This is a genomic window from Ruegeria sp. BHSC037 (assembly GCF_059613045.1).
This window is the reverse complement of sequence record NZ_JBXWRT010000002.1, coordinates 1-26,315: the sequence shown is the minus strand read 5'-3', so window position 1 is coordinate 26,315 and position 26,315 is coordinate 1. Positions and strand designations below refer to the sequence as shown.

At 63.5% G+C, this 26,315-nt stretch carries 22 protein-coding genes and 1 tRNA gene; 12 read left to right on the top strand and 11 right to left on the bottom strand.

Annotated elements, in window-relative coordinates; genetic code table 11:
* Positions 1–11 precede the first annotated feature (11 nt).
* The 3 genes from AC2FMN_RS01920 to AC2FMN_RS01910 all read right to left on the bottom strand — a co-directional run bounded on the left by AC2FMN_RS01920 (position 12) and on the right by AC2FMN_RS01910 (position 4,080).
* Complete coding sequence (locus AC2FMN_RS01920; RefSeq protein ID WP_496683579.1) at positions 12–1,901, bottom strand: acyl-CoA synthetase; 1,890 nt, start codon at positions 1,899–1,901, stop codon at positions 12–14.
* 157 nt (positions 1,902–2,058) lie between these two features.
* Entirely contained in the window at positions 2,059–3,879 is a 1,821-nt protein-coding gene (locus tag AC2FMN_RS01915; protein ID WP_496685797.1) for an ABC transporter transmembrane domain-containing protein, read from the bottom strand.
* Positions 3,880–4,006: 127 nt separating this feature from the next.
* Positions 4,007–4,080, bottom strand: a tRNA-Gly gene (locus AC2FMN_RS01910).
* 226 nt (positions 4,081–4,306) lie between these two features.
* Here AC2FMN_RS01910 and AC2FMN_RS01905 point away from each other — a divergent pair.
* Positions 4,307–6,196 (top strand): PhoX family protein, encoded by a 1,890-nt coding sequence (locus tag AC2FMN_RS01905; RefSeq protein WP_496683585.1) that lies wholly within the window; start codon positions 4,307–4,309, stop codon positions 6,194–6,196.
* A gap of 57 nt (positions 6,197–6,253) precedes the next feature.
* On the opposite strand, the gene AC2FMN_RS01900 is transcribed toward AC2FMN_RS01905, so the two are convergent.
* Together AC2FMN_RS01900 and AC2FMN_RS01895 are read right to left on the bottom strand one after the other, a co-directional pair.
* Entirely contained in the window at positions 6,254–6,820 is a 567-nt protein-coding gene (locus tag AC2FMN_RS01900; protein WP_496685795.1) for a tetratricopeptide repeat protein, read from the bottom strand.
* A gap of 30 nt (positions 6,821–6,850) precedes the next feature.
* Positions 6,851–7,339 carry an Lrp/AsnC family transcriptional regulator gene (locus AC2FMN_RS01895; protein WP_496685793.1) on the bottom strand — a complete coding sequence of 163 codons (489 nt, stop codon included), beginning with the start codon at positions 7,337–7,339 and terminating at the stop codon, positions 6,851–6,853.
* 102 nt (positions 7,340–7,441) lie between these two features.
* Here AC2FMN_RS01895 and putA point away from each other — a divergent pair, with 102 nt between their 5' ends.
* Genes putA through AC2FMN_RS01880 form a run of 3 tightly spaced genes read left to right on the top strand, consistent with a single transcriptional unit; the run spans position 7,442 to position 11,993 of the window.
* Complete coding sequence (gene putA / locus AC2FMN_RS01890) at positions 7,442–10,840, top strand: bifunctional proline dehydrogenase/L-glutamate gamma-semialdehyde dehydrogenase PutA (RefSeq protein ID WP_496685791.1); 3,399 nt, start codon at positions 7,442–7,444, stop codon at positions 10,838–10,840.
* 41 nt (positions 10,841–10,881) lie between these two features.
* Entirely contained in the window at positions 10,882–11,625 is a 744-nt protein-coding gene (locus AC2FMN_RS01885) for a rhomboid family intramembrane serine protease (protein ID WP_496681773.1), read from the top strand.
* Complete coding sequence (locus AC2FMN_RS01880) at positions 11,622–11,993, top strand: GFA family protein (protein WP_496681771.1); 372 nt, start codon at positions 11,622–11,624, stop codon at positions 11,991–11,993. Before AC2FMN_RS01885 ends, AC2FMN_RS01880 begins: the two co-directional genes overlap by 4 nt.
* A gap of 9 nt (positions 11,994–12,002) precedes the next feature.
* On the opposite strand, the gene AC2FMN_RS01875 is transcribed toward AC2FMN_RS01880, so the two are convergent.
* On the bottom strand, positions 12,003–12,788 hold the full coding sequence (locus tag AC2FMN_RS01875) for an inositol monophosphatase family protein (protein WP_496681769.1): 786 nt from the start codon (positions 12,786–12,788) through the stop codon (positions 12,003–12,005).
* Between the two features lie 108 nt (positions 12,789–12,896).
* Entirely contained in the window at positions 12,897–13,802 is a 906-nt protein-coding gene (locus AC2FMN_RS01870) for a LysR family transcriptional regulator (protein WP_496685788.1), read from the bottom strand.
* A 94-nt stretch (positions 13,803–13,896) separates the two neighbouring features.
* Between AC2FMN_RS01870 and metF the strand changes: the two genes are divergently transcribed.
* Together metF and AC2FMN_RS01860 are read left to right on the top strand one after the other, a co-directional pair.
* On the top strand, positions 13,897–14,763 hold the full coding sequence (metF, locus tag AC2FMN_RS01865; protein ID WP_496685785.1) for a methylenetetrahydrofolate reductase [NAD(P)H]: 867 nt from the start codon (positions 13,897–13,899) through the stop codon (positions 14,761–14,763).
* Between the two features lie 203 nt (positions 14,764–14,966).
* Positions 14,967–15,608, top strand: a complete 642-nt coding sequence (locus tag AC2FMN_RS01860) for a J domain-containing protein (RefSeq protein WP_496685782.1) — start codon at positions 14,967–14,969, stop codon at positions 15,606–15,608.
* A gap of 55 nt (positions 15,609–15,663) precedes the next feature.
* On the opposite strand, the gene AC2FMN_RS01855 is transcribed toward AC2FMN_RS01860, so the two are convergent.
* Positions 15,664–16,182 (bottom strand): YHS domain-containing (seleno)protein, encoded by a 519-nt coding sequence (locus AC2FMN_RS01855; protein WP_496685779.1) that lies wholly within the window; start codon positions 16,180–16,182, stop codon positions 15,664–15,666.
* A gap of 234 nt (positions 16,183–16,416) precedes the next feature.
* Here AC2FMN_RS01855 and yghU point away from each other — a divergent pair, with 234 nt between their 5' ends.
* Positions 16,417–17,295 carry a glutathione-dependent disulfide-bond oxidoreductase gene (yghU, locus tag AC2FMN_RS01850; protein WP_496685777.1) on the top strand — a complete coding sequence of 293 codons (879 nt, stop codon included), beginning with the start codon at positions 16,417–16,419 and terminating at the stop codon, positions 17,293–17,295.
* A 55-nt stretch (positions 17,296–17,350) separates the two neighbouring features.
* On the opposite strand, the gene AC2FMN_RS01845 is transcribed toward yghU, so the two are convergent.
* Both AC2FMN_RS01845 and AC2FMN_RS01840 read right to left on the bottom strand, forming a co-directional pair.
* Positions 17,351–18,139 carry an SseB family protein gene (locus tag AC2FMN_RS01845; protein ID WP_496685776.1) on the bottom strand — a complete coding sequence of 263 codons (789 nt, stop codon included), beginning with the start codon at positions 18,137–18,139 and terminating at the stop codon, positions 17,351–17,353.
* Positions 18,132–18,719, bottom strand: a complete 588-nt coding sequence (locus tag AC2FMN_RS01840) for a uracil-DNA glycosylase family protein (protein ID WP_496685773.1) — start codon at positions 18,717–18,719, stop codon at positions 18,132–18,134. Before AC2FMN_RS01840 ends, AC2FMN_RS01845 begins: the two co-directional genes overlap by 8 nt.
* Positions 18,720–18,933: 214 nt before the next feature.
* Between AC2FMN_RS01840 and AC2FMN_RS01835 the strand changes: the two genes are divergently transcribed.
* From AC2FMN_RS01835 to AC2FMN_RS01820, 4 genes are read left to right on the top strand one after another with little or no spacing between them, the layout of a single operon-like run.
* The gene (locus tag AC2FMN_RS01835) at positions 18,934–19,593 is read left to right on the top strand and encodes an ABC transporter ATP-binding protein (protein WP_490362212.1); all 660 of its coding nucleotides are present in this window, start codon (positions 18,934–18,936) and stop codon (positions 19,591–19,593) included.
* Complete coding sequence (locus AC2FMN_RS01830; RefSeq protein WP_496685770.1) at positions 19,571–21,145, top strand: KpsE/RkpR family capsule polysaccharide export protein; 1,575 nt, start codon at positions 19,571–19,573, stop codon at positions 21,143–21,145. The genes AC2FMN_RS01835 and AC2FMN_RS01830 overlap by 23 nt, the downstream gene beginning before the upstream one ends.
* Positions 21,146–21,150: 5 nt before the next feature.
* The gene (gene kdsA, locus AC2FMN_RS01825; RefSeq protein ID WP_496685767.1) at positions 21,151–21,984 is read left to right on the top strand and encodes a 3-deoxy-8-phosphooctulonate synthase; all 834 of its coding nucleotides are present in this window, start codon (positions 21,151–21,153) and stop codon (positions 21,982–21,984) included.
* 15 nt (positions 21,985–21,999) lie between these two features.
* The gene (locus tag AC2FMN_RS01820; protein ID WP_496685765.1) at positions 22,000–23,496 is read left to right on the top strand and encodes a phosphomannomutase/phosphoglucomutase; all 1,497 of its coding nucleotides are present in this window, start codon (positions 22,000–22,002) and stop codon (positions 23,494–23,496) included.
* Positions 23,497–23,535: 39 nt separating this feature from the next.
* Here the strand turns inward: AC2FMN_RS01820 and AC2FMN_RS01815 are convergent, their stop codons facing one another.
* Entirely contained in the window at positions 23,536–25,527 is a 1,992-nt protein-coding gene (locus tag AC2FMN_RS01815) for an AsmA family protein (protein WP_496685762.1), read from the bottom strand.
* A gap of 94 nt (positions 25,528–25,621) precedes the next feature.
* Between AC2FMN_RS01815 and AC2FMN_RS01810 the strand changes: the two genes are divergently transcribed.
* A partial coding sequence (locus AC2FMN_RS01810) for a radical SAM protein (protein WP_496685759.1) occupies positions 25,622–26,315 on the top strand: 694 nt, incomplete at its 3' end.

Below are 26,315 nucleotides of genomic sequence, written 5' to 3'. Positions count from 1 at the left end.
GCCCCTCCGGATCAGTCGGCCCACTCCCATGGCCGGGTGAAGTTGCCCAGCACCTGGTTCACATCGTCCTCGGATGCACCGTTCACGTCAAGCTGCGCGACAAGGCCCCGCTTTTTGTCGTCGATGACCGACACGACCCGCGCCGGAACGCCGGCGGTTTCCAACGCCTGATTGTAGACCCGCGTGATCGCCTGTTTGCGCAGTTCAGGCTTGAAGACCTTGCCCACCGCAGTCTTCGGCAGTTCGGGCAGGATGGTCATGTGCTTGGGATGCGCGGCGCGTTCATGCACGTGGATCTTGCAGTATTCCAGCAGTTCTTCCTCGGTCACGCTGGCGCCTTCGACCAGTTCGACAAAGGAACAGGGGACTTCGCCCGCATGAGCATCGGGCTGACCGATGGCGCCGGCGAAGGCCACCGCGTCATGGCCCAGCAAGGCCTCTTCAATCTCGGCCGGGTCGATGTTGTGACCGCCGCGAATGATCAGATCCTTGGCGCGGCCCGTGATCCACAGGTACCCGTCCGCATCGAACCGACCCAAGTCGCCGGTGCGCAGGTATTTGTCGAAGTAGTACAGATCAACGTTCTTGTCTTCCTCTGTATAGGTGTTCCCGGCATAGACGCCCGGGTTCGACACGCAGATCTCGCCCACTTCGTCCACCGCGCATTCCTTGGGTCCGTCGGGGCCGTCGCGCAGGATCTTGACGTCAGTGTACGGGAACGGGATCCCGATCGAGCCGATCTTCTTCTCGCCATCCACCGGGTTGCAGGACACCAGGCAGGTGGCCTCGGTCAGGCCATAGCCTTCGACGATGGTCACACCGGTCGCTTTCTCGAACCGGCGGAACAGCTCGACCGGCAGCGGGGCCGACCCCGAGAAGGCCGTCTTGACGGTCGAGATGTCTGCATCCACCGGGCGCTGCATCTTGGCCGAGATCGCCGTGGGCACGGTGATGATGAACGAAACCTTCCAGCGCTCGATCAATTTCCAGAAGTTGTCGAACACACCGTCGCCGCGATACCCGGCGGGGGTCGGGAACACCACATGGGCGCCCGACGACACCGCCGCCATCACGATCACATGGCAGGCAAAGACGTGGAACATCGGCAGCGGGCACATGATCACGTCCTCTTCCGAGAACAGCAGCGTGTGGCCCAGCCACCCATTGTAGATCATGCCGGAATATTTGTGCTGCGCGACCTTCGGCATTCCCGTGGTGCCGCCGGTGTGGAAATAGCAGGCGACCCGGTCCTCTTTGCTGTCCTCGAAGGTCAGCGTGGTGGGTTGCTTGGCCAGTTCCTTGTTGAAATCCAGGTAGTCGGCGTGGGCCAGATGCTCTTTGTCCTCCATCTTGGGCCGGACCAACGGCACAATCCACGATTTCGGCGGCGTCAGGTACCGGTTCAGATCGATCTCCAGCACGGTGTTGACACCCGGCGCGTGGCGCACGGCCTCGGCGACCTTCTGCGCCACATCCGTCTTTGGGAAAGGCTTCAGCGTGACCACGACCTTGGCCTTGGTCTCACGCAGGATCGACGCGATCTGCTCGGGCTCGAGCAGCGGGTTGATTGGGTTCACGATCCCGGCCACCGCGCCGCCCATCATAGTGATCAACGTCTCGTTGCAGTTAGGCAGCACATAGGCCACCACGTCGTTTTCCTTGACCCCCAAAGAACGGAACAGATTGGCTGCCTGGTTCGTCTTGGCCAGCAGTTTCGACCATGTCAGGGTTTCGGCCTTGTCCTTGGGGCCGGACAGGATCTGGAAACTGATCGCGTTGCGATCCGGGAACTTGGCGGCCGTCCGCGAGAGCAGCTGATGGAACGAGACGGGTACGTCGCGGGCCTCCCACGGCATTTCCTGCTCGATCCTGATTTTGTCTTCCTTGCCCACAAAGGCCATGTGGTTCCTCCCCATTTCTGCCCTGCGTTTTTCGCAGGCTGTCCATCGCTTTCAAGATGAAAGCAAACAGTGCCCTGCGCAAGCGAGGGCTTACCCTCGGGCAAGGGGAAAATGTAGAATGACGCTACGGCGGTTCGGGAATTGCCCGCGCGTCACTTCACTCGGCGGCCACGCCATCGGTGAACTGGAGGCGCGCCAGACGCGCATAGAGCCCACCTTGTGCCACCAGGTCGTCATGGGTGCCCTGCGCCACGATCCGGCCGTTCTCCATCACCACGATGCGATCGGCCTTTTTCACGGTGGCCAGACGGTGCGCCACGATCAGGGTAGTGCGCCCGGCGCGCATTTGGTCGACGGCGGCCTGAACTGCGCGCTCGCTCTCGGCATCCAGCGCCGATGTCGCCTCGTCCAGCAGCAGAACCGGAGCGTCGCGTAAAATCGCCCGCGCGATGGCGATGCGCTGTTTCTGCCCGCCCGACAGCATCACGCCGCGTTCGCCGACGAAACTGTCATAGCCTTCGGGAAGGGCCGAGATGAAGTCATGCGCCGCGGCGGCACGGGCGGCGGCCTCGACCTCGTCATCCGAGGCGTCCAGCCGTCCGAAGCGGATGTTCTCGCGCGCCGAGGCCGCAAAGATCACTGGGTCCTGCGGCACCAAGGCCATGTACTGCCGGAAATCTGCCCGGCGCATGTCGCGCAAGTCGATCCCGTCCAGGCTGACCTGACCGGCCTCGGGGTCATAAAATCGCTGGATCAACTGGATCACGGTCGTCTTGCCCGCGCCCGAGGGGCCGACGAAAGCCACAGTCTCGCCCGGGCTCACCGTCAGCGACAGGTCGTCCAGAGCCAGAACGTCGGGACGGGCCGGATAGCGGAAGTTCACCTTGTCGAAAGAGATCTGCCCCTTGACCGGCTGCGGCAGCGCCTTGGGTTGCGCCGGGTCGTTTACCGTACCCTCGGCGTTCAGCAACTCAACCAGCCGTTCGGTTGCGCCTGCGGCGCGTTGCAGCTCGCTCCAGATTTCGGATAGGGCGGCCACGGACCCGGCCATGATGATCGAATAGATCACGAACTGAATCAGAACGCCTTCGGTCATCACGCCGTTGCGCACATCGTTCGCGCCCATCCACAACACGCCGACGATCCCAGAGAACACAAGGAAGATCACGATCACCGTAAGAACCGCGCGCGTCTGGATGCGGCGCAGGGACGCCTGATAGGCGGTCTCGGTCAGGTCGGCGAATTGCTTGCGGCTGGCATCCTCGTGGGTAAAGGCCTGCACGGTCTGCACCGCGCCCAGCGCCTCGCCCGCGTTACCGGAACTGGCTGCGATCCAGTCCTGGTTTTCGCGGCTGATGGCCCGCAGGCGCCGACCGAGCACCAGGATCGGCACCACCACCGCCGGGATCAGCAACAGCACCAGCCCGGTCAGCTTGGCCGAGGTCAGCAGCATCAGAACCAGACCGCCGAAGAACAGCAGCATGTTGCGCAGCGCGATCGAGACCGACGAGCCCAGAACTGACTGGATCAGCGTCGTGTCGGTGGTGATCCGGCTGAGCACCTCGCCCGTCATGATGCGTTCATAGAAGGCCGGGCTCATCCCGATCACGCGGTCGAACACGGCCTTGCGGATGTCGGCCACGACCCGCTCGCCCAGCCGCGTAACCAGCGCATAGCGGACCCCTGTGCCCACGGCCAGCATCGCGGCAATACCCAGCGCCGCCAGAAAGTACCAATCCAGCAACTCGCCATCTTCGATACGGAAATTGTCGACCACCCGTCGCACCGCCAGCGGCAGCGTCAGCGTCATGCTGGCGGTCAGAACCAGCGCCAGCGTCGCCCCGATCATCAACAGGCGATAAGGCCGCATGAACGGCCAGAGCGAGGCCAGAACGCCCAGTTTCCGCGATCCGGGGCGTTCGTCATGCGAACCGTGTGCCCGTTTGGTTGCTTGGTTGGCGGGTTGTGGTCTTGCCATGCCTGGCCCTTGTTTCGCGATCAGCTGTTGATGGGGCTTCTTGGCGGCACAGGCCGGTCGGGTCAAGCTGTCCGTGGCACATCAGCCCGTGGCAAGGGCTATTTGACGCAAGCATCTCCGGGAAGACTGGAGCGGGTAGACGGAATCGAACCGACATAACCTGCTTGGAAGGCAGGGGCTTTACCATTAAGCTATACCCGCTTGGTGCTGGGCTGAGTAGTCCATGCCCGGGCGGTCGTCAAGCACCGAAATCGGTGGTTCCCGTGCTTTTCCGTGCGGCTTTGCCTGTGTTCGTGCCGCAGCCTCGGCCTCAATGTGCCGTCAGATTGCCGTATCGTCCGCTCGCCCTGCCCAGCCTTCAAGTGTTTGTCATACTCAGTGCCTAAATCCGTTTCACGAATCCATTCCGACAGCGAGGAACTATCCCATGAAAGACGTTGATCCCACCACCCTGTCCGCCGACGATTGGGACGAGCTGCATTTCCCCCGCCCTGCCGAGAACGATTTTGACCGTGTCGTGGACAGCGCGCTGTCGCGCCGGGGGTTTCTGAGCGGCGTTCTTGCCTTCGGCTCCGGGGCCGCCGCAATGGGCACCGGCCTGCTGGGGTCGACCTCGGCACAGGCCCAGGCCGCGTCACGGTTTGCCTTCACACCAATCCCGGCCCAGACCGACGGGACGGTGCATGTGCCCGAGGGCTACGATTGGAAGGTTCTGATCCGCTGGGGCGATCCGCTGTTCTCGGACGCCGACGGCTATGACGTCACCGATGGCGGCCCGGTCGAAAAATCTGATCGTATTTTCGGCGAGAATACCGACGGGATGGAGGCATTTTCGTATCGTGGTCGCCAACTGATCGCGGTGAACCACGAATACCCCAACCGCAAGATCAACTTGCCCGCCGCTCAGGACGGCAAACCCGCCAGCGCCGATGACGTGCGCAAGCTTCAGAACATCCAAGGCGTGACCGTGATGGAGATCGCCGAAGGCGCCGATGGCTGGACCGTCGTTAAGGACAGCCCGTTCAACCGCCGCATCCATCACAACACGCCCATGAAGATCGCAGGCCCCGCCGCCGGGCACGACCTGATGAAGACCGAGGCCGACCCGACCGGCACCCAGTCGCTGGGCACCCTGAACAACTGCGGCGCGGGCAAGACGCCTTGGGGCACCTATCTGACCTGCGAGGAAAACTTCAACGGCTATTTCGGCTCGAGCGACGAGACTGCCAGCTACGACCCCAAAGTCGCCGACGGCTACCAACGCTATGGCATCAAGGCCCAGAGCTGGAACGGCTACGAGTTGTTCGATCCGCGCTTTGACACCTCGAAGAACCCCAACGAGCCGCACCGCGCCGGTTGGGTGGTCGAGATCGACCCGACCGACCCCGAAAGCACGCCGGTCAAGCGCACCGGTCTGGGGCGTTTCAAGCACGAAAACGCCGCTGTCGAGTTGGCCCGGGATGGCCGCGTGGTGGTCTATATGGGCGATGACGAACGCGGCGAATACCTGTACCGCTATGTCTCGAACGGCATATACACACCCGGCGGCGAAACCGAAGGGCTGCTGGATGACGGGACGCTCTATGTGGCCAGATTCAATGACGACAGTACCGGGCAATGGGTTCCGCTGACGCCCGAGACCACCGGAATGGAGCAGGCCGAGATCCTGATCTTCAGCCGCATGGCGGCCTCGAAGGCGGGCGGCACCACCATGGATCGGCCCGAATGGGTGGCCACCAGCCCGGTCGCGTCCGAGGCCTATTGCTGCCTGACCAACAACAAGAACCGCGGCGTCAAGCCGAATGCGGGTGGCGACGACACCTCGGTCAACGGTCCCAATCCGCGCGAAGCCAACAAATACGGCCAGATCGTCCGCTGGCGCCCCGCGGATGACGACCACGCCGCCGATGGCTTTGACTGGGATCTGTACGTCATGGCGGGCAACCCGACGGTGCATTCCGATGCCTATGCCGGGTCCGAAAACATCAACGAGGGCAACCTGTTCAACTCGCCCGATGGCATGATGATCGACAGCACCGGGATGGTCTGGATCCAGACCGACGGCAATGACGACAACGAAGGCGACTTTGCCGGGCACGGCAACAACCAGATGCTGGTCGGCGATCCGGTCACCGGCGAGATCGCGCGGTTCATGACCGGCCCGAACGGCTGCGAGGTCACCGGCCTGACCTGGTCGGCGGATCGGCGCACGATGTTTGTGGGCATCCAGCATCCCGGAAAGAACTGGCCCGACGGAGGCACGCCGCGTTCTGCGATCATCGCGATCAAGCGCACTGACAACGAGGTTCTGGGCTGATCCGGCCTCAGGTTCAACGCCACCTCCGGCCTGTGCCGGAGGTGGCCATCATTGGGTTCAAAGATCCTGCCCCAGAGGGGCCAGCGGCCCGCCCTTGGCGGCCAGGTGACGTTCGGGCAACCACGGGTTCAGGGCCAGCGCCCGAGCCAGTTCCTCGCGCGCTTCGTCGATTCGGTGCAGGCCCATCAAGGTCAGCGCGCGCCCGCTGATCGCCGCGATGTGGTTGGGCGACAACGCCAGTGCGCGGTCCAGATCGGTCAAGGCCGCCTCGAAATCCTGACGCAGAAAATTGACGAAGGCGCGCTGGTTGTACCCTTCGGCATAGTTTGGACAATAGGCAATGAGCCGGTCGAAATCCTGCAATGCGCCCAGCAGGTCCCAGGCACTGCGGAGCGACATGCCGCTGTCCAGAACCGCCTGCGCGGCCTCGTCTGGCGCGTCGGCCCACAACTCCCACATCTGGTTCGAGATCTCGCGGGCGGCCATCTCGGTCTCGGCCTGCCGGATCTGGTCGATCAGTTCGCCCAGCCGGGCGTCGTGGTCGGGCGCGGGAGGACATGTTTCGGCGAGCGCCGGGATCCCGACGCCCGTGCTCAGCACTGCGGAAAGGACAAGGTTTCTCATATACCAATGGTGGCGCACCACCAGATTTCGTCAACCCACACCATCGATGGCATCGGCCAGCCCGGTCTCTTTCACCGCCTCCATCGCCACGAAGGTCGAGGTGCTGGCCACATGCGGCATCGAGGAGATCTTTTCGGCCAGAACCGCGCGATATTCCGTCATAGACCCGGTCCGCACCTTTAGCAGATAGTCGAAATTCGACGCGATCATGTGCGCCTGTTCGATCTCGGGCACTTTGCGCACGGCCGCGTTGAACTCGGCCAGCGCCTTTTCCCGCGTGTCGGTCAGGCGCACCTCGACAAAGGCCACATGGTCCAGGCCCAGGCGGATCGGGTCCAGCATCGCACGGTAGCCGGTGATGATCCCCTCGGACTCGAGTCGTTTCAGCCGCGCCTGTGTCGGCGATTTCGACAGCCCGATCCGACGGGCCAGATCCGCGACCGAGATCCGCCCGTCCTCGGCCACGATGGACAGAATCACGCGGTCGAACCGGTCCAAACCCGGAAAGTCTTTTCGCATGGCATTTGATCCTAAATTCAGGACATCGGGTGCCCGATATTTCATTTTCGGTCCGTTGTCCCGCAAAATGATAAGTATACTGCGCGAAAGACCGGAGGACATATGACTCACAGCCTGCGCCACACCATCGATTCCATGACCTACGCGGACCAGACCGCGTTGCTGAAATCCCTGACCGATCAGGCCGCCCTGACCCAAGCGGACCGCACCGCCATCTGCGAGGCGGCTGCGCAACTGGTGCGCGACATCCGCTCCAGCACCGCGCCGGGGCTGATGGAGGTATTCCTCGCCGAATACGGCCTTTCGACCGAAGAAGGCGTGGCGCTGATGTGCCTGGCCGAGGCGCTCTTGCGCGTGCCCGATGCCGACACGATCGACGCGCTGATCGAGGACAAAATCGCACCCTCGGACTGGGGCAAGCATCTCGGTCACTCGTCATCGTCGCTGGTCAACGCCTCGACCTGGGCGCTGATGCTGACGGGCAAGGTGCTGGACGAGGGCAAGGCCTCGCCGGTCAGCGCCCTGCGCGGCGCTATCAAGCGGCTGGGCGAGCCGGTCATCCGCACCGCCGTCGGGCGCGCGATGAAGGAAATGGGCCGGCAGTTCGTTCTGGGCGAAACCATCCAGTCCGCCATGAAACGCGCCGCCGGGATGGAGGCCAAGGGCTACACCTATTCCTACGACATGCTGGGCGAGGCCGCCCGCACCGAGGCGGACGCGGCGCGCTATCACCTTGCCTATTCTCGCGCCATCGCCGCGATTGCCGAGGCCTGCACCCATGACGACATCCGCGCCAACCCCGGCATCTCGGTCAAGCTGTCGGCCCTGCATCCCCGCTACGAAGTAGCCCAGGAAGAGCGCGTGATGCACGAACTGGTGCCGCGCCTGCGGGCCCTCGCCCTGCTGGCCAAGGCCGCCGGCATGGGCCTGAACGTGGACGCCGAAGAGGCCGACCGCCTGTCGCTGTCGTTGCAGGTGATCGAGGCGGTGATGGCCGAACCGGCGCTTGCGGGCTGGGACGGGTTCGGCATCGTGGTGCAGGCCTATGGCCCGCGCGCGGGGCTGGTGCTGGACACGCTCTATGACATGGCCGAGCGCCACGACCGCAAGCTGATGGTGCGCCTCGTCAAGGGTGCCTACTGGGACACCGAGATCAAGCGCGCGCAGGTCGCGGGCGTCGATGGCTTCCCGGTTTTCACCCAAAAGGCGGCGACCGACATCTCCTACATCGCCAATGCCCGCAAGCTGCTGGGCATGACCGACCGGATCTATCCGCAATTTGCCACCCACAACGCCCACACGGTCAGCGCGATCCTGCACATGGCCGAGGACCAGCCCTTCGAGTTCCAGCGCCTGCACGGCATGGGCGAAACCCTGCACCGGCTGGTGATGGAGCGCCAGAACACCCGCTGCCGGATCTACGCGCCGGTCGGGGCGCATCGCGACCTGCTGGCCTATCTGGTGCGGCGCCTGCTGGAAAACGGCGCCAACAGCTCCTTCGTCAACCAGATCGTTGACGAGCACGTCCCGCCCGAAGAGGTCGCCGCCGACCCGTTCGAGGCGGTTCAAGAGCCCGCGAAACACCTGCCCACCGGCCCCGAACTGTTCCTGCCCGAGCGCCCGAACTCGCGCGGTTTTGACCTGACCCACACGCCGACGCTGGATGCGATCGACGCCGCGCGCCACGCCTTCCGCGCCCACCACTGGTATGCCCGCCCGCTGCTGGCCGGCGAGGCATCGCCCGAGGCCGACGAGGTGGTCACCAACCCGGCCCACCCGCAGGACCGGCCCGGCACCGTCGCCCCGGCCAGCGCCTCGGATGTCGAGCTTGCGTTGGCCGCAGCTGCTCCGTGGCAGGCCCCAGCGGCCGAGCGCAGCCGCATCCTCAACGCCGCAGCCGACCTCTACGAGGAGCACTATGGCGAGATCTTCGCCCTGCTGGCGCGCGAGGCCGGCAAATCGCTGCCCGACGCGGTGGCCGAACTGCGCGAGGCGGTGGACTTCCTGCGCTACTACGCCGCCAACATCCCCGAGGGCGAGCCTGCGGGCACCTTCACCTGCATCAGCCCATGGAACTTCCCGCTGGCCATCTTCACCGGCCAGATCGCGGCCGCGCTTGCCACCGGCAACGCCGTGCTGGCCAAGCCCGCGCCGCAGACCCCGCTGATCGCCCACCGGGCCGTGCAACTGCTGCATCAGGCCGGCGTGCCGCGCGATGCCCTGCAACTCTTGCCGGGCGGGCCGTCGGTGGGCGCCGCGCTGACATCCGACCCGCGCGTCTCGGGCGTGGCCTTCACCGGCTCGACCGCGACGGCCCTGAAAATCCGCGCGGCCATGGCCCAGAACCTCAAACCCGGCACGCCGCTGATCGCCGAAACCGGCGGGCTGAACGCGATGATCGTGGACAGCACCGCACTGCCCGAGCAGGCCGTGCAGTCGATCATCGAAAGCGCCTTTCAGTCGGCGGGCCAGCGCTGTTCCGCCCTGCGCTGCCTGTATCTGCAGGAGGACATCGCCGATGACGTGCTGACCATGCTCAAGGGCGCGATGGACGCTCTGTCGGTGGGCGATCCGTGGCTGCTCTCGACTGATTGCGGCCCGGTGATCGACGAGCAGGCCCGTCAGGGCATCGCCGACCACGTCGCCAAGGCCCGCGCCGAGGGTCGTGTGTTGAAAGAACTGGCGCTGCCGCCCGAGGGGATCTTCGTGGCGCCCACGCTGATCGAGGTCCCCGGCATCAATGCGCTGGAACGCGAGATCTTCGGCCCCGTCCTGCACGTCGCCCGCTTCAAGTCGCACGAAATCGACCAGGTGATCGCCGACATCAACGCCACCGGCTACGGCCTGACCTTCGGCCTGCACACCCGCATCGACGACCGCGTGCAGCACGTCACTGAAGCGATCCACGCGGGCAACATCTATGTCAACCGCAATCAGATCGGCGCGATCGTCGGCTCGCAGCCCTTCGGCGGCGAAGGCCTGTCCGGCACCGGCCCCAAGGCGGGTGGCCCGAACTATCTGGCCCGTTTCTGCGCCCCGGACCGACAGGTCGTGGCCGCGGAATGGTCCGCCGCGGCCGACCTGCCCGCACCGATCGGGCAGCCTGCCGCGCCGACGACCCGCTCGATGCCCGGACCGACCGGTGAATCGAACCGGCTGACCGAGTTTCCCCGCGCGCCGTTCTTGTGCCTAGGCCCCGGCCCCGAGGCGGCCAAGGCGCAGGCGGAGGCCATATTCGCTCTGGGCGGCACGGCAATCCGGGCCGAGGGGGCGCTGGCCCTGCACCGGCTGGAGGACCTGCAGGGAATTGCAGGCGTTCTGTGGTGGGGCGACGCGGACACCGCGCGCCAGATCGAACTGCATCTGTCGCGCAGAACCGGGCCCATCCTGCCGCTGATCCCCGGCTTGCCCGACCGGTCGCGGGTGATGGCCGAGCGCCATCTCTGCGTCGATACCACGGCCGCCGGAGGAAACGCCGCACTTCTGGGCGGTGCGGCATAAGCTGACTTGACGCTGGGCCGGGAAAAGCCCAGCGTCCCCCCATGTTCCCAATTCGAGACCACAACCCCTCGGGGCGCACGCCCTATGTCGTCTATGCGCTGATCGCGGCGAATGTTTTGATTTTCCTCAGCTATGTAGGAATCATGGACGACGCCCGGCTGATCAATCGGTTCTATTTCGACTATGCGATCATCCCCGCCCGCATCAGCGACGGCGTGGCGCTCGAGACGTTGGTGACGTCGATGTTCCTGCATGGCGGCTGGATGCATCTGATCGGCAACATGCTGTTCCTTTGGATCTTCGGCGACAACCTGGAAGACGAGATGGGCCACCTGCCCTTCCTGCTGTTCTACATGGTCGCCGGTATCGGCGCAGGGCTGATCCACATCATCACGGCACCGGGGTCGCTGGTTCCGACCATAGGCGCCTCGGGCGCCATTGCCGGGGTCATGGGAGGCTACCTTCTGATGTTCCCAAGGGCACGCGTAGATATCCTGCTGATTCTGGTCGTCTATGTGCGGGTCTTCACCATCCCGGCCTTCGTGATGCTGGGCGTCTGGCTGGGAATGCAGTTCCTTGGCAGCGTGTCCAGCAACCCTGACGCCGGCGGTGTAGCCTATTGGGCGCATACGGGCGGCTTCGTGATCGGTTTGATTTTGTGCATCCCGCTGTGGCTGAAACGCGGCGGGCCAGCTTATTGGAGCCGTACCCACGGTCACCCGCCGCATCCCGAACACCGCTACAAGCTCAGCCAGTCCCGTATACCAAGAGTGCCACGCCGATGACCCGGATGACCGCCACCTGCCATTGCGGCACCGTGAAGATTGAGGCCGAGTTCCCCGGCGGCCTGTCCACGGCCGCCCGATGCGACTGTTCCTTTTGCATCCGCCGTGGGGCCGCCGCCGTGACCGCCATCACCGACAGCCTGCGCATCCTGCAGGGCGCAGACAATCTGAGCCTCTACACATGGGGCACGCACACGGCCAAACACTATTTCTGCAAGACCTGCGGGATATATGTCTATCACCAGAGGCGATCAGACCCCGCGGAATGCGGGGTCAACCTGGGGTGCATCGAAGGTGGCAACCCGCGCACGCATGGCCCGATTCCGTGGAATGACGGGGTCAACCACCCCTCGGACCGAACCGATTGAGCGGAAGGCTCAGCCCCGGATCACCTTGGCGAACTGGTCGAAGATCGGCTCGTTGGCACAGATCACTTCACCATCCTCCAGAATGCTGCCCTCGGGGTTCAGCGGCTGCACAAGACCACCGGCCTCTTTCACGATGATGATGCCCGCGGCCATGTCCCAGGCATTCAGCCGACGTTCCCAGAACCCCTCGTAGCGACCGGCAGCCACATAGGCCATGTCCAGCGCCGCGGCGCCCCAACGGCGCACACCCGCGCAGACCGGCATCAGCCGGGCCAGATCCTGCAGCGTGGCCGGCAGATCGGACCGCCCGCCAAACGGCAGACCGGTCGAAAAGATCGACTCGATCATGCGATGCCGGCCCGACACGCGGATACGCATGTCGTTCATCCAGGCGCCTTCGCCCTTTTCAGCAAAGAACATCTCGTCCTTGGCCGGGTCATAGATCACGCCGGCGACGATCTTGCCCTTGTGTTCCAGCGCGATCGAAATGGCCCAGTGCGGCAGGCCGTGCAAAAAGTTGGTGGTGCCATCCAGCGGATCGACGATCCAGCGCCGGGTCGGGTCTTCGCCCTCGATCTCGCCGCCCTCTTCGGCCAGCCAGCCATAAGTGGGGCGCGCGCCCAGCAGTTCCTCTTTCAGGATCTTCTCGGCGGCAATGTCGGCCTTCGAAACGAAATCGCCCGCGCCCTTCATCGACACCTGCAGGTTCTCGACTTCGCGAAAGTCCTTTACCAGCGATCGGCCCGCCTTGCGTGCGGCCTTGATCATGATGTTGAGATTTGCACTGCCAACCATTGTTCCGAGGCTCCTGTCCGGTCAAACCGCGCGTATACTGGCGCAACGCCCCCTTGCCAAGAGGAATGATGCGCATGGCAGCCCACCGTCTCGCGCGGGGCCACGGCCCTATTGCGCCTGCAACTTGCGCGCCTCTTGGCTGGCCAGCTTGACCAACTCCTGCACAAAAGGCTTTTCCATGTCCTCGGCGCGAACAGCAGCGTAGAGGCGCCGCGTGATGCCATTCTTGGTCAGCGGGCGGGTCACATAGTCCGAGTTGTACTTGACCTCGCGCACGACCCAGTCGGGCAGGACCGAAATCCCTCGGTTCGATGCGACCAACAATAGGATCACTGCCGTCAGCTCGACCTGCCGGATCGCCGCCGGTTCGACCCGCGCGGGTATCAACAGCTGGCTGAACACGTCCAGCCGGGTCCGTTCGACCGGATAGGTGATCAGGGTCTGGCCGCGGAAATCCTCGGCCTCGATATACGGTTTTTCTGCCAGCGGATGGGTCGAGGCCGCAACGAAAACGGGGTTGTAGTCGAACAGCTCGATGAACTCGACGCCCGGCAGGTCTTCGGGGTCCGAGGAGACGACCAGATCGACCTCCTCCTTCTGCAGCGCGGGCAGCGCGTCAAAGGCCAGACCCGGCCGGATATCGACATCGACATCCGGCCACGACTTGCGGAAGGCCTCGAGCACCGGGAACAGCCACTCGAAACAGGCGTGGCATTCGATCGCGATGTGCATCCGCCCCGTACGCCCGTCGCGCAGCGAGGAAAACTCCTCCTGCATGGCCTCGACCTGCGGCAGGATCTGCTCGGCCAGACGCAGCAGGCGCAGCCCCGCCGCCGACAGTTTCATCGGCTTCGACCGGCGCAGGAAAAGCTCGACCCCGGCCTGATCCTCGAGCCCCTTGATCTGATGGCTCAGCGCCGATTGCGTGATGTTCAGCTGATCGGCCGCGCGCGCCAGCCCGCCGCAGTCATGGATGGCCTTGATCGTGCGCAGGTGCCGGAACTCGATATGCATTTGCAGTCTAACTCATGTTGTTCTTGAGGAATATGAGTTTGTCTCACAACCCGCATCATGGCACAAGAGCCTGGTCACAAACAGCGAGACACCGATGACCAAGCCCGAGATCTCCTTTGAATTCTTTCCGCCGCAAACGCTCGAAGCGTCGTTTAGGCTGTGGGATACGGTTCAGACCCTGGCACCGCTGGGGCCGCGATTCGTTTCGGTCACCTATGGCGCGGGCGGCACCACGCGCGAGCTGACGCGTGACGCCGTGGCCACGCTGCACAAATCGTCGGGGTTGCCGGTGGCCGCGCATCTAACCTGCGTCGATGCTTCGCGCTCTGAAACCCTTGCCATCGCCCAGGAATTCGCCGCCGCCGGCGTCACCGACATCGTTGCCCTGCGCGGCGACCCGCCCAAGGGGCAGGACCGTTTCATTCCGCATCCCGACGGTTTCGCGACCTCGGTCGAACTGATCGCGGCGCTGGCCGAAACCGGCAAGTTCAAGATCCGGGTCGGCGCCTATCCCGACATCCACCCCGAGGCATCCGATGCACAGGCCGATATCGACTGGCTCAAGGCCAAGCTGGATGCTGGCGCCGATGAGGCGCTGACTCAGTTCTTCTTCGAAGCCGAGACATTCTTCCGCTTTCGCGATGCCTGCGCAAAGGCGGGGATCGACAAGCCGATCGTGCCGGGCATTCTGCCGATCGAGAACTGGACGGGCGCCCGCAAATTCGCGAAACGCTGCGGTGCCCGGGTTCCCGGATGGGTCGAGGATGCCTTTGAGAAGGCCGTCCGCGACGACCGGCACGACCTGCTGGCCACCGCGCTGTGCACCGAACTGTGCTCGGACCTGATTGAGGGCGGCGTGGACAAGCTGCATTTCTACACGCTCAACCGCCCCGAGCTGACGCGCGACGTGTGTTTCGCCTTGGGGATAACGCCCAAGGTCGACCTGCAACACGTCGCCTGACCTCTCTTGCCGCAATCCCCTGTGCTGGGGCCGCCCCGGGCGGCCCTCTTTTTTCGTCCGGCGGCTGCGTAAACCAGCCATGAATACAATCGCCGCGCAAACCTCGAACTGTTGTCCAGAAGCGCCCAATCAGTTGATTTATTTGACACAAACACCGGTTGTCCCGGAAAATAAGGGAACGTGTTTTAAAGAGTGATTTTGGTATGGAGCCAGTCGACAAAATTCAGGCTCGGGTTGATGCATTGCGGGCGCTTGGCCTGGATCAGACCGCGACGGCATCTGACATTCGCAACGCATGGCGCGACATCGCCTTTCGCGCGCACCCCGACCGCACCGGCGGGGATTCCGTGCAGTTTGCCAAGGCCAAATCGGCCTTTGACCTTCTCAGAAGCGAAGGGCTGGCCACTAAGGCCGCCGGCCCGGCACGTCCACGCCGCCCCAAGCTCAGGGCGCGTCTGATCGAATTGGCCGAAGATGCGCTCGAGTCATGTCGGTCTCTTCTTGGGGCCGGCGGCGCCTTGCCGCATGACGATCACCGCGCGCCCTGCCGAAATTCAGAACAGGCCAACGCAGACCACATTCCCTCGGCCGTGGGGTGCCGGGGGCGCGATCTGACGTTCTTCGTGGCCACGCCGGTTTGCGAGGGGAAGAACCGGGTCGCCCTGCCGACCTCGATCCTGACCAGCGGCCGCAAGTTCGAGGCCGAGATCCTGTCTTTTCAGGCCACGTCATCCGGCGCGGGAGAGGTCTTGGTTCCCGACACGATCCGCGAACGCAAGTTCCCCGGGGCGAAAAGCGTGCGGATCCGGTTTGAGGCCGACCCGCACATGAACGAAGCGTTCTGAAAACGCGAAAAGGCCCTGCAAGTCCCGCAGGGCCCGCGATCATCGAAACAAAGGATCAGTTCTGGATCGGTCCGGCCGAGGTGAATTTGGGGATGACGCTGGTCGAGGCGTCCGACGGCTCGATCTCGGGCCAGTTGCCTTCGGCCAGGTTGATGTTGCCCGACACGTCCTCCTCCCAGAAACCGACCACGACATCGGTGATGTTCAGATACAGCTTGTCATCCACGATGCGCCACAGGTTGGGGTTGCCCGGCACCTTGCCGCCCTTGGACACACCATAGGCGCAGTGCCCGTCATATTGCGGGGCGTAATAGGCGGGATTTTCAAGAAACTTCGCCCGGTTTTCCTCGGATGCGAAAGCCCAGATGGCCCCGTTGTACTCAGCCGTGATGTCGGCGCGGCCACGCACGGCTTCGGGTTGGGATTGCCCGACGGGCACCTGTTCGAGGTCGCGATAGGCGACAACGTCGTAGCCGGATGCGGCATAGCCGGTCCCGTCAACATATTGAGGCCCGGCAAGGGCCGGAACGCCCAGCATCATGGCGGCGGCAAAAGTCAGTGCAAAACGGTTCATGTGCGTGATCCTTGTTCTGGAGGCAGTGTCAGCGTGATCGTCAGATGCGAGAGTATTGGAATTCCCCGGATCGCACAGCCCAGCTAACGCTGCTGTGACCGGCCACGAGAAAACGTGAGCGAATTGCGGAGGATTGTTTCACGAAACGCGCAACGTCGGGGGTTGGCCTCGGGGCGTGACGATACTACCTCTGGGACGACCCGGCGCGCCGGGCTTAGGCATGAAAGGCAGAAGATGAGCAACACATCCACCTATACTCCCCCGAAAGTCTGGACCTGGGACAGCGAAAGCGGCGGACGTTTTGCCAGCATCAACCGCCCCATCGCGGGCGCCACCCATGACAAGGATCTGCCCATGGGCAAGCATCCGCTGCAACTGTATTCGCTGGCCACTCCGAACGGGGTCAAGGTCACCGTGATGCTGGAAGAACTGCTGGCCCTGGGCCACGACGGCGCCGAATACGATGCCTGGCTGATCAATATCGGCGAGGGTGACCAGTTCGGCTCGGGCTTTGTCGAGATCAATCCCAACTCGAAAATCCCCGCCCTGCTGGACCGGTCTGGCGACAAACCGGTGCGCGTGTTCGAAAGTGGGTCGATCCTGTTCCATCTGGCCGAGAAATTCGGTGCGTTTCTGCCGCAATCCGGCCCGGACCGCACCGAAGTGATGAACTGGCTGTTCTGGCAGATGGGCAGCGCGCCTTATCTGGGCGGCGGGTTCGGCCATTTCTATGCCTACGCGCCCGAGAAATGGGAATATCCGATCAACCGATTTGCCATGGAAACCAAGCGCCAGTTGGACGTTCTGGACCGGGAACTGTCTCACAAACCCTTCATTGCCGGTGATGACTACTCGATCGCCGACATGGCGATCTGGCCGTGGTACGGCCAACTGGTTCTGGGCCGCCTATACGACGCCGCTGAATTCCTGAATGTCGATTCCTACACGAACGTGATGCGGTGGGCAAAAGAGATCGATGCCCGCCCGGCGGTGCAACGCGGCCGGATGGTCAACCGCGCCTTCGGCGAGCCGCACACCCAACTGCGCGAACGCCACGATGCCAGTGATTTCGAGACGCGCACGCAGGACAAGCTGGAACAAGCCGCCGAATAGTCTGACGTCTTTTTCAGCCGCCTGACCGAAGATGCAGCGCCCCGGCGCTGCATTTTCATTTCAGGATCGGCGGTTTGTCCGGATCACTTCCGGGCGCGGCGCGGACAGGATCCGGGCGGGTCGGTTGCGGGATGTCAAACCGCAGCCCAACCATCGACAACGCCTCGGTCGCGGCATCGTCATCAGCAAAGAACCCAACGTCCAATGCTCCAGCTTCGATCCCGGAAAAGGTCAGCGCCTCGGAGACCGCCTTGGCCAGCGCCGGTTCCGCGCCTTGGACCGCATCGACGAAGGCCAGCAGATGCCCGGCCCCGCCGCCCTGGGCGCGCGTCGCCACCAGATAGGCGGCCGAGGCCAGCCCTACCGCCGTTGCCAGCTTGGTATCCAGCGCCGTCAACAATGCATCGGGCAAGCCGGCAGGCGGCAGGAACTCTTCCAGCCGCGCCTCGACCGCCTGCGGAGCGTGGCTGAGCGTCTCGGCCAGCCAGGTCAGCGCCTCGGCCGGGATCAGCATCGACGAGGGCGCCACCTCGAGGTTCAGGCCCAGCCCGATCCCCTGCCCGCCCAGCATCCCGGCCAGAACCCGGCCCGACAGCGCCGCATAGGGCGCCGGTCTGCCTGCGAACTGCACAAGACGCTCGTCGCGATCGAAGGCCAGCACGAAGCGCCCGTCGGCGACTTCGAACAACTCGGGCGAGATGTTTTCGCCGCGCGCCTCTTCGGTCAGCATCAGAAACAGCTCGGAATCGGCAAGCCGCTCAAAGAATCGCAGCCGGGCCGCATCGTCCTGCGGACGGGCCTCCATAGCGGCATGGGCTGCATCCAAGGCCGTGGTATCAGTCATTCAGCACCTCTTGCACCCGGGCGCGCAGAACCGGCAGCAACTCGGTCTCGAACCAGGGGTTTTTCTTCAACCATGCCGTATTGCGCCACGACGGATGAGGCAAGACGAAGACCCGCGGCGCATGGTCCCGCCAGGCGCGCACCGTCTCGGTCACCGAGGATCGGGTCCCCAGGTGGAATCGATGGGCATGGTTGCCGACCAGCACGGTCAGGGGCACCGCCCCCAATTCCCGCATGACCTTCGCATGCCAGGTCTTGTGGCAGATGGGCGGCGGCGGCAGATCAGCCTGCCGCGCGTCATAGCCGGGAAAACAGAAGGCCATCGGAACGATCGAGACCCGCGAAAGGTCATAGAACTCAGCCGGGCTGAGCCCCAGCCAATCACGCAACCGGTCGCCGGACGGATCGGTAAAGGGCCGGCCGGAGTCGTGGACCCGCGCGCCCGGCGCCTGCCCCGCGACAAGGATCCGGGCGCCGGGCCGGAACCACACCACCGGTCGCGGGCTGTGTCCGGTCGCAGTAGCGGCGAACCGCTCGGCGCACAATCTGCACGACCGGATCCGGTCGGATAGGCTTTCCATAAACTCTGCTCACCTTCTCGTTTTGAGCCGGGCCTTCGCTCGCCAAGTGACATTTTGACCAAGTGCATGTCACATTCGCACGGAACAGTTTTCCGCGCGCATTGAAGATTTGTTTCACAATTCGACATAATGTAGCCAACATGGCCCGATAACAAAGGGGCTTTGGCCGGACCGTCGTGGCCGGGCCGGAACGAACAGGTTGCACAGGCCGGAAATGCTCGAGTTTGAAAATGTCAGCAAATCCTTCTGGACCGGGACACGCCGCAAGGTGATCCTGGACCGGGCCTCGTTCCGGGTCGAGCTGGGAAAGTCGCTGGGCATCCTTGCCCCGAACGGAACCGGAAAGACGACGCTCATCAACATGATGGCGGGTCTTGAAAAGCCCGACGAAGGCGTGATTCGTCGGGACTGCCGGGTCTCTTTCCCGATGGGGTTTACCGGCGGCGTGTCCAAACGCCTGTCGGCGCTGGAGAACGCGCGCTACATCGCCAAAATCTATGGAATGGATCCGGACTATGTCGAAGCCTATTGCAGCTGGCTCTGTGGTCTTGGCGAATATTTCAACCAGCCGCTGGCCACTTATTCCTCGGGGATGCGCGCACGGTTCACCTTCGCATTGATGCTGGCACTGGACTTTGACATGTACCTTATCGACGAAGGCATGCCGGCAACCACAGATGTGGAATTCAACAAGAAAGCGGGTTCGATCCTGCAGGAACGCCTGCGGACGACGACTCTGGTGATCGTATCGCACGACCCGAAGGTTCTTGAGAAATTCGCCAGACAGGCGGCCGTACTACTGGACGGCCGGCTTCACGTTTTTGAGTCTCTGGAAGAAGCGAAACAGGTGTATGACTACCAAACCCAAGGCTAAGAAATACGACCCGAACCGGGCTGCCAAGGGCGAAGGAACGGTCGAAGCCCGGGCCGAAGCCATTTCGCGCATTCGAAAGGCGACGCAGGGCGTGGCCGAAACGCCGGCAGGAACCGAGCTGGATGCGATCAAGCGCGAGGGGCTTACGGGGCGGCAATTGCGCATAGCACGGCGCATGGCGCAGAAACATGGCCTGGCCGCGACGTCGGATTACGACGCCGTGCGGCTGCTGCGCCAAAAGGGGATCGACCCGTTCCCGCGCAAGAACCTGCTGGATATCGTCGGCCAATTGGGCGATGCCCCTGCCCCGGACGGCACCTCCAGAGACCAAGTCAAGATCCACCTGCCGCAGACGATCAAGGAAAAAACTGAAAACCTGCCGGGCCCCGAACTCAGCCCGGCCGAGCGTCGTGCGTTCGAGATTGGCCAGATCCAGAAAGACATCGCCCGGCGGCGGCGGCGCAAGCTGATCGGTCTGTTCGCCCGGCTGGCCGCCTTCGTGCTGCTGCCGACGCTGTTGGTCGGCTATTATTTCTACAAGGTGGCAACGCCGATGTACGCCAGCAATTCGGAATTTCTGATCCTGCAGGCCGATGGCGGGCCCGGCAGCATCGGCGGGTTGCTTGCCGGGACGCAATTTGCAACGACCCAGGATTCGATCTCGGTGCAGTCCTTTCTGGAATCGAAAGAGGCGCTGCTGCTTCTGGACCGTGACGCCGGGTTTTCGCAGGTCTTCCAGCAAGACTGGATCGACCCCATCCAACGCCTCGAACAGGATGCGACCCTGGAAGATGCCTTCAAGCTGTACAAGCGGATGATCACCATCGGCTATGACCCGACCGAAGGCGTGATTCGAATGGAAGTCGCGGCACCGGATCCGGAAACGGCGACCCTGTTCTCGGAGAAACTGATTTCTTATGCCGAAGACCGTGTGAACGCCCTGTCTGAAAAGAAACGCGAAGACCAGATGCGCGACGCCGTCGAAAGCTTCGAGGCGGCACAGGCGGCCCGGCGCAAGGCGCAGGAAGACCTGATCGAGTTGCAGCTTGAAGGCGCTGTTCTGGACCCGGAGAACGTGATCGCCAGCCTGCGCGCCCGTATCAATGAAATCGAGATTCAGCTGCAGGACAAGGAACTGCAACTGGCTGCCCTGCTGGACAACCCGCGGCCGAACCAGGCCAAGGTCGACGGCGTGCGCGCCGATATCGAGCGGTTGCAGGCGGTGCTGGAGGAGTTGAACGCAAAGATGCTGGATGCGTCTGCTGGCGAGAACTCGCTGGCGCGACTGAGCGTGCGCATCCAGATGGCCCAGGCCGACCTGGCGGCCCGGGACATGATGCTGCAGACCGCCATGCAGCAGATGGAGAACACCCGGACCGAGGCCAACCGTCAGGTCCGATACCTGACCGTTTCGGTCAACCCGGTACCCAGCCAAGAGCCCAGCTATCCGCGCAAATTCGAAAATACGATTTTGGCATTCCTGCTGTTTGCTGGTATCTACCTTATGATTTCGCTGACCACGTCAGTCCTCCGTGAACAGGTATCTTCGTAGAGCATATGCAACATGTAAAAATCGCTGACCTGACGGTCGGCAACGATCTTCCGCTGACCGTCATCGCCGGGCCGTGCCAGCTTGAGTCCGCCGACCATGCCCAGATGATCGCTGGCCGGATGAAGGAAATCTGCGACAAGGCCGGAGCGCAATACGTCTTCAAGGCCTCGTATGACAAGGCCAACCGCACGTCCCTGTCCGGCAAACGCGGCATGGGGATCGATGCGGGCCTCAAGGTTCTGGACGACATCCGCAAGACGATGGGTGTTCCGGTCCTGACCGACGTTCACACCGAAGCACAATGCGCCATCGCGGCCGAAGCGGTGGATATCCTGCAGATCCCGGCGTTCCTGTGCCGTCAGACCGACATGTTGTTGGCTGCGGGTGAAACGGGCAAGGCGGTCAACGTCAAGAAGGGTCAGTTCCTGGCCCCATGGGAGATGCCGAACATCGTCGAAAAGATCGAAAGCACCGGCAATCGGAACATCCTGCTGACCGAGCGCGGAACATCCTTTGGCTACAACACGCTGGTTGCCGACATGCGATCGCTGCCGCAAATGGCCCGGACGGGATATCCGGTCGTGATGGACGCTACGCACTCGGTGCAGCAGCCCGGTGGCCGGGGCGGATCGTCGGGTGGTCAGCGCGAATTCGCGCCGGTCATGGCCCGCGCCGCGGTATCGCTGGGCATTGGCGCAGTGTTCATCGAAACTCACCAAGACCCGGACAACGCACCGTCAGACGGGCCGAACATGATCCCGCTGGATCAGATTGGCGACCTGATCGGGACACTGATGCAGTTCGACGCCCTTGCCAAAGCCAACCCAATTCAGATTTGAAAACCGAGATTTGACATGACCAAACCCTTGTCCGAGGTGACCCCGAACACCTGGAGCTTTCTGCGCGACGCGATGATCAAGCCTACCGGCTTTCGCGAATATGATGCCCGCTGGAAATATCCCGACGAGATCAACCTGCCCGGCATGACCGCGCTGGGCTTCGGCCTGGGGACGCAGATGCACAGGCGCAGGATCAAGCCCGAGATCGCGGTCGGAAACGACTATCGCGACTATTCACTGGCGATCAAGAACGCACTGATCCTTGGTCTGATGCAGGCGGGCATCCGGGTCAAGGACATCGGCCCGGCGCTGTCGCCCATGGCCTATTTCGCGCAGTTCCACCTGGATGTCCCGGCCGTGGCCATGGTGACCGCCAGCCACAACCCGAACGGCTGGACCGGGGTCAAGATGGGCTTTGACCGCCCGCTGACCCATGGCCCCGATGAAATGTCCGAACTGCGCGATATCGTGTTGAACGGTGAAGGCGTAGCCCGCCCCGGCGGGTCCTATGAATTCGTCGATGGGGTGAAAGAGGCTTATATCGACGATCTGGTCGGCGATTTCAGAATGTCCCGCCCGCTGAAGGTCGTCTGTGCCACGGGCAACGGTACGGCTTCGGCCTTTGCACCGGAAATCTTTGAGCGCATCGGGGTCGAGGTCGTACCCAGCCACAATCGGCTGGATTACACCTTCCCCAACTACAACCCCAACCCCGAAGCAATGGAGATGCTGCACGACATGGCCGCGACCGTCAAAGCAACGGGCGCGGATCTGGCCTTGGGGTTTGACGGCGACGGAGACCGCTGCGGCGTCGTCGATGACGAAGGCGAAGAGATCTTTGCCGACAAGGTCGGTGTGATCATGGCGCGCGATCTGGCCAAGCTGCATCCCGGCGCCACCTTCGTGGCCGACGTGAAATCGACCGGCCTGTTCGCCAGCGATCCCGAACTGCAGGCGCTTGGCGTCAAGGCCGACTATTGGAAAACCGGCCACAGCCACATGAAACGGCGCGTTAAGGAAATCGGCGCGCTGGCCGGGTTCGAGAAGTCCGGCCACTATTTCCTGGCCGAGCCTGTCGGGCGCGGCTATGACTGCGGCATGCGGGTGGCCGTCGAAATCTGCAAGCTGATGGACCGGAACCCGGACAAAAGCATGTCGGACCTGCGCCGCGCGCTGCCCAGAACGTGGTCGACCCCGACCATGTCGCCCTATGCCGCCGATACCGAGAAATACGACATCCTTGCGCGGCTGGTCGACAAGCTGGTTGCCAAGGCCGAGGCGCAGGAAACACTGGCCGGGCGCCCCATCAAAGAGGTGGTCACGGTCAACGGCGCGCGCGTGATCCTGGACAATGGCAGCTGGGGTCTGGTGCGGGCTTCGTCGAACACTCCCAATCTGGTCGTCGTATGTGAAAGCAGTGAAAGCGAGGCGGAAATGCGGGCCATTTTCGCCGATCTCGACGCCGTGATCCGCACCGAGCCCGGCGTGGGCGACTACGACCAGACGATCTGACAGCAATGGGGGCGCCGCCAGCGCCCCCACAACCATTGATCAGTTGTTTCCCAGCAGTTTCAGCAGGCCTTTCTTGGCCTCTTCTTCAAGCTTTTTCTTGACCGCGTCTTCGATCTGGTCGCTGTCCGTGATGGTCGTGTCAAGCTCTTCTCCGGCCTTCCTGAGAGCCTTCTGCTTGGCGTCCTGTTCCAGCTCTTTCAGCTTTTCGTCGGTGGCCGCCTCGATCACTTTGCTCAGATCCGGTTTGATCGACGGGTTGCTCCACGGGCCCTGGATCCGCACGGGAACCGCCAGCCCCTCGCCTGAATTGGCGCGCAAGGCCACCGGCGTGAAAACATAGTCGATATCCCGCCGACCCAGTCCAATCCGGCCAGACCCGTCCGCGCGGAAATTGTCCAACTGCATCAGCAGATCATTGTTTCTGAGGTTTCCTTTGCGGATCACGAATGAGGCCGTCAGGCTGTTGAACACCGTCGTCCCGCCCACGGCATCGCCACGTCCCATCAGACGATCAAGGTCGATCCCCGCGATGACCCCTTTGCCCACCTTCAGACTGCCCTTGCCACTGAGCGAGCGCATGATCTGATCTTCGCTCTGACCTTCGCCGAGGAATTCCAGATCCAGCCCCCCCTTGCCCGACAACCGTTCAACCCCCGCCAGCGCCGTCAAAGCCTGCTGCAGGTCGATCCCCTGCGCCGATAGCTTGCCGCCGACCGACAATCCGTTGCGGTTGTTGGCGACCACCTGCCCAGTCAGTTGCCCCGCGAACAGCGTGGCCGGGTTCATCTGCATGACCGCGCGCGACCGGTCGAGGCTGAGTGTCAGGTCGCTTGCGCCGAATTCGAGACCGGGAACCGCAATCGACTCGGCCCTCAGGCGGATCTGCCCATCGGCCAGGCCCAGAACCGATGCGTCGATCGGCTGCTTTGACCATCCGTCGTCGCCCCGTGGCGACGATCCGGCTTTCGGGGCGTCGTTTTTTGGTTGCCTCCGGGTCTGCGTATCAGCATCCGCATCGGCGACACGCGACAGATCCAGATGGCCCGCCGTCAGGTTTGCGGTGATCTGCGGAGTGGCGGCGACAAGGATGTCTGCATTGCCCGTGATCCGGTTCTGATCAAGCGCGACCTGGATGTCGCGCAGCGCGATGCGTCCGTCGCGGGTATAGGTCATCTGACCGCGCACGTCGGCCGCGCGGCCCAGACCCTGAGGCACGGTCACACCCGCCTGGCCAAAAGCGGCCAGCATCTTGTGTGTATCGGTCGTCGTGATCCGGGTGCGCCCGTCCATTTCCCCTGCCAGATTGACGCGTCCGTCAAAGTTAACCTGGCCCCCGGGCGCGCTCAGGTCCAGCGCCAGCGGCGTCGCCTGACCTGAAGAAAAGGCCGGCAGATCCGATATGCTCAACGCCACCGTAACCGCCCCACCCGGCACGGGCATTTCCGCGTCCATCCGCATCGGGGCGGAAATGTCGGGCCAGCTGGCCGACAGATCCACGTTCGCGAAATCCATGCGAACCGCGCCGTCTTCGACATAGACCAGCCGGGCATTGGTCAGCTCCAGCTTGTCCAGCGTCACGGAACTGGGCTGCGATGCGGGTTTCGGCCCGCCAGACGGCAAGGCGGCCTCGGCTGGCGCGGCCTGTTGGCGGGGTGCCAGTTCCCAGTTTCCGCGTCCGTCGGACAGTTCCAGCCGCACGACCGGGTCGCGCGCCAATACACGACCGATCCGGACCTCGCCGCCCAGAAGGGCCGAGGCATCAACGCCCACCTCCAGGCTGGACGCGCTGAGCATGGGTTCGGGTCCGGCCCAGGGGGCATTCGCAAATTGCACCGGTCCGGTTTCCAGGCCCAGGACGGGCCAGAACGAAAACCGTACGTCGCCCTCAAGCGCAAGGTCGCGCCCGGTCTGGGCCTTGACCTGTTCCGCCAGGATCGCGCCAAGCTTGTCGCCGGGCATCAACAGCAAGGCCCCGATGGTCAATCCGATGGCGGCCATCAGAATGAAAAGAATGCGAAACAGCCACTTCATGATTTCTATGCGCCCCTGTTGTCCTTTGCCTAAATGATGTCTGCCCGACGCGTGGGATTTGCAAGGGGAAGATTTCCCCACTATATGCCGCGCCATGAGCACCAACCCGCCCAACCTCCGCCCCGACCTGGCGCCTGCCGCCCGGATTGACGATGCCCCGCGCCGCGGTCAGCCCACCATCGGCATGGTCTCGCTCGGCTGCCCCAAGGCGCTTGTGGACAGCGAACGCATCCTGACCCGCCTGCGGGCCGAAGGATACGGCATCTCGCCCGACTATGACGGGGCGGACGCGGTGATCGTGAACACCTGCGGGTTTCTCGACAGCGCCAAGGCCGAAAGCCTTGAGGCGATCGGCGAGGCGCTGGTGGAAAACGGCAAGGTGATCGTGACCGGCTGCCTGGGGGCCGAGCCGGACTACATCCGCGAACACCATCCGCGCATTCTGGCCGTGACCGGCCCGCACCAGTATGAACAGGTGCTGGATGCCGTGCACAGCGCCGTGCCGCCCGACCCGAACCCCTTCGTCGATCTGCTGCCGGCCTCGGGGGTAAAGCTGACCCCGCGCCATTTCAGCTATCTCAAGATTTCCGAGGGCTGCAATCACAAGTGCCGATTCTGCATCATCCCCGACATGCGTGGCAAGCTGGCCAGCCGCCCCGCCCATGCGGTGCTGCGCGAGGCCGAAAAGTTGGTGGAAAACGGCGTGCGCGAACTGCTGGTCATCAGCCAGGACACCTCGGCCTATGGGCTGGACCGCAAATATGACGTGAACCCGTGGAAAGATCGCG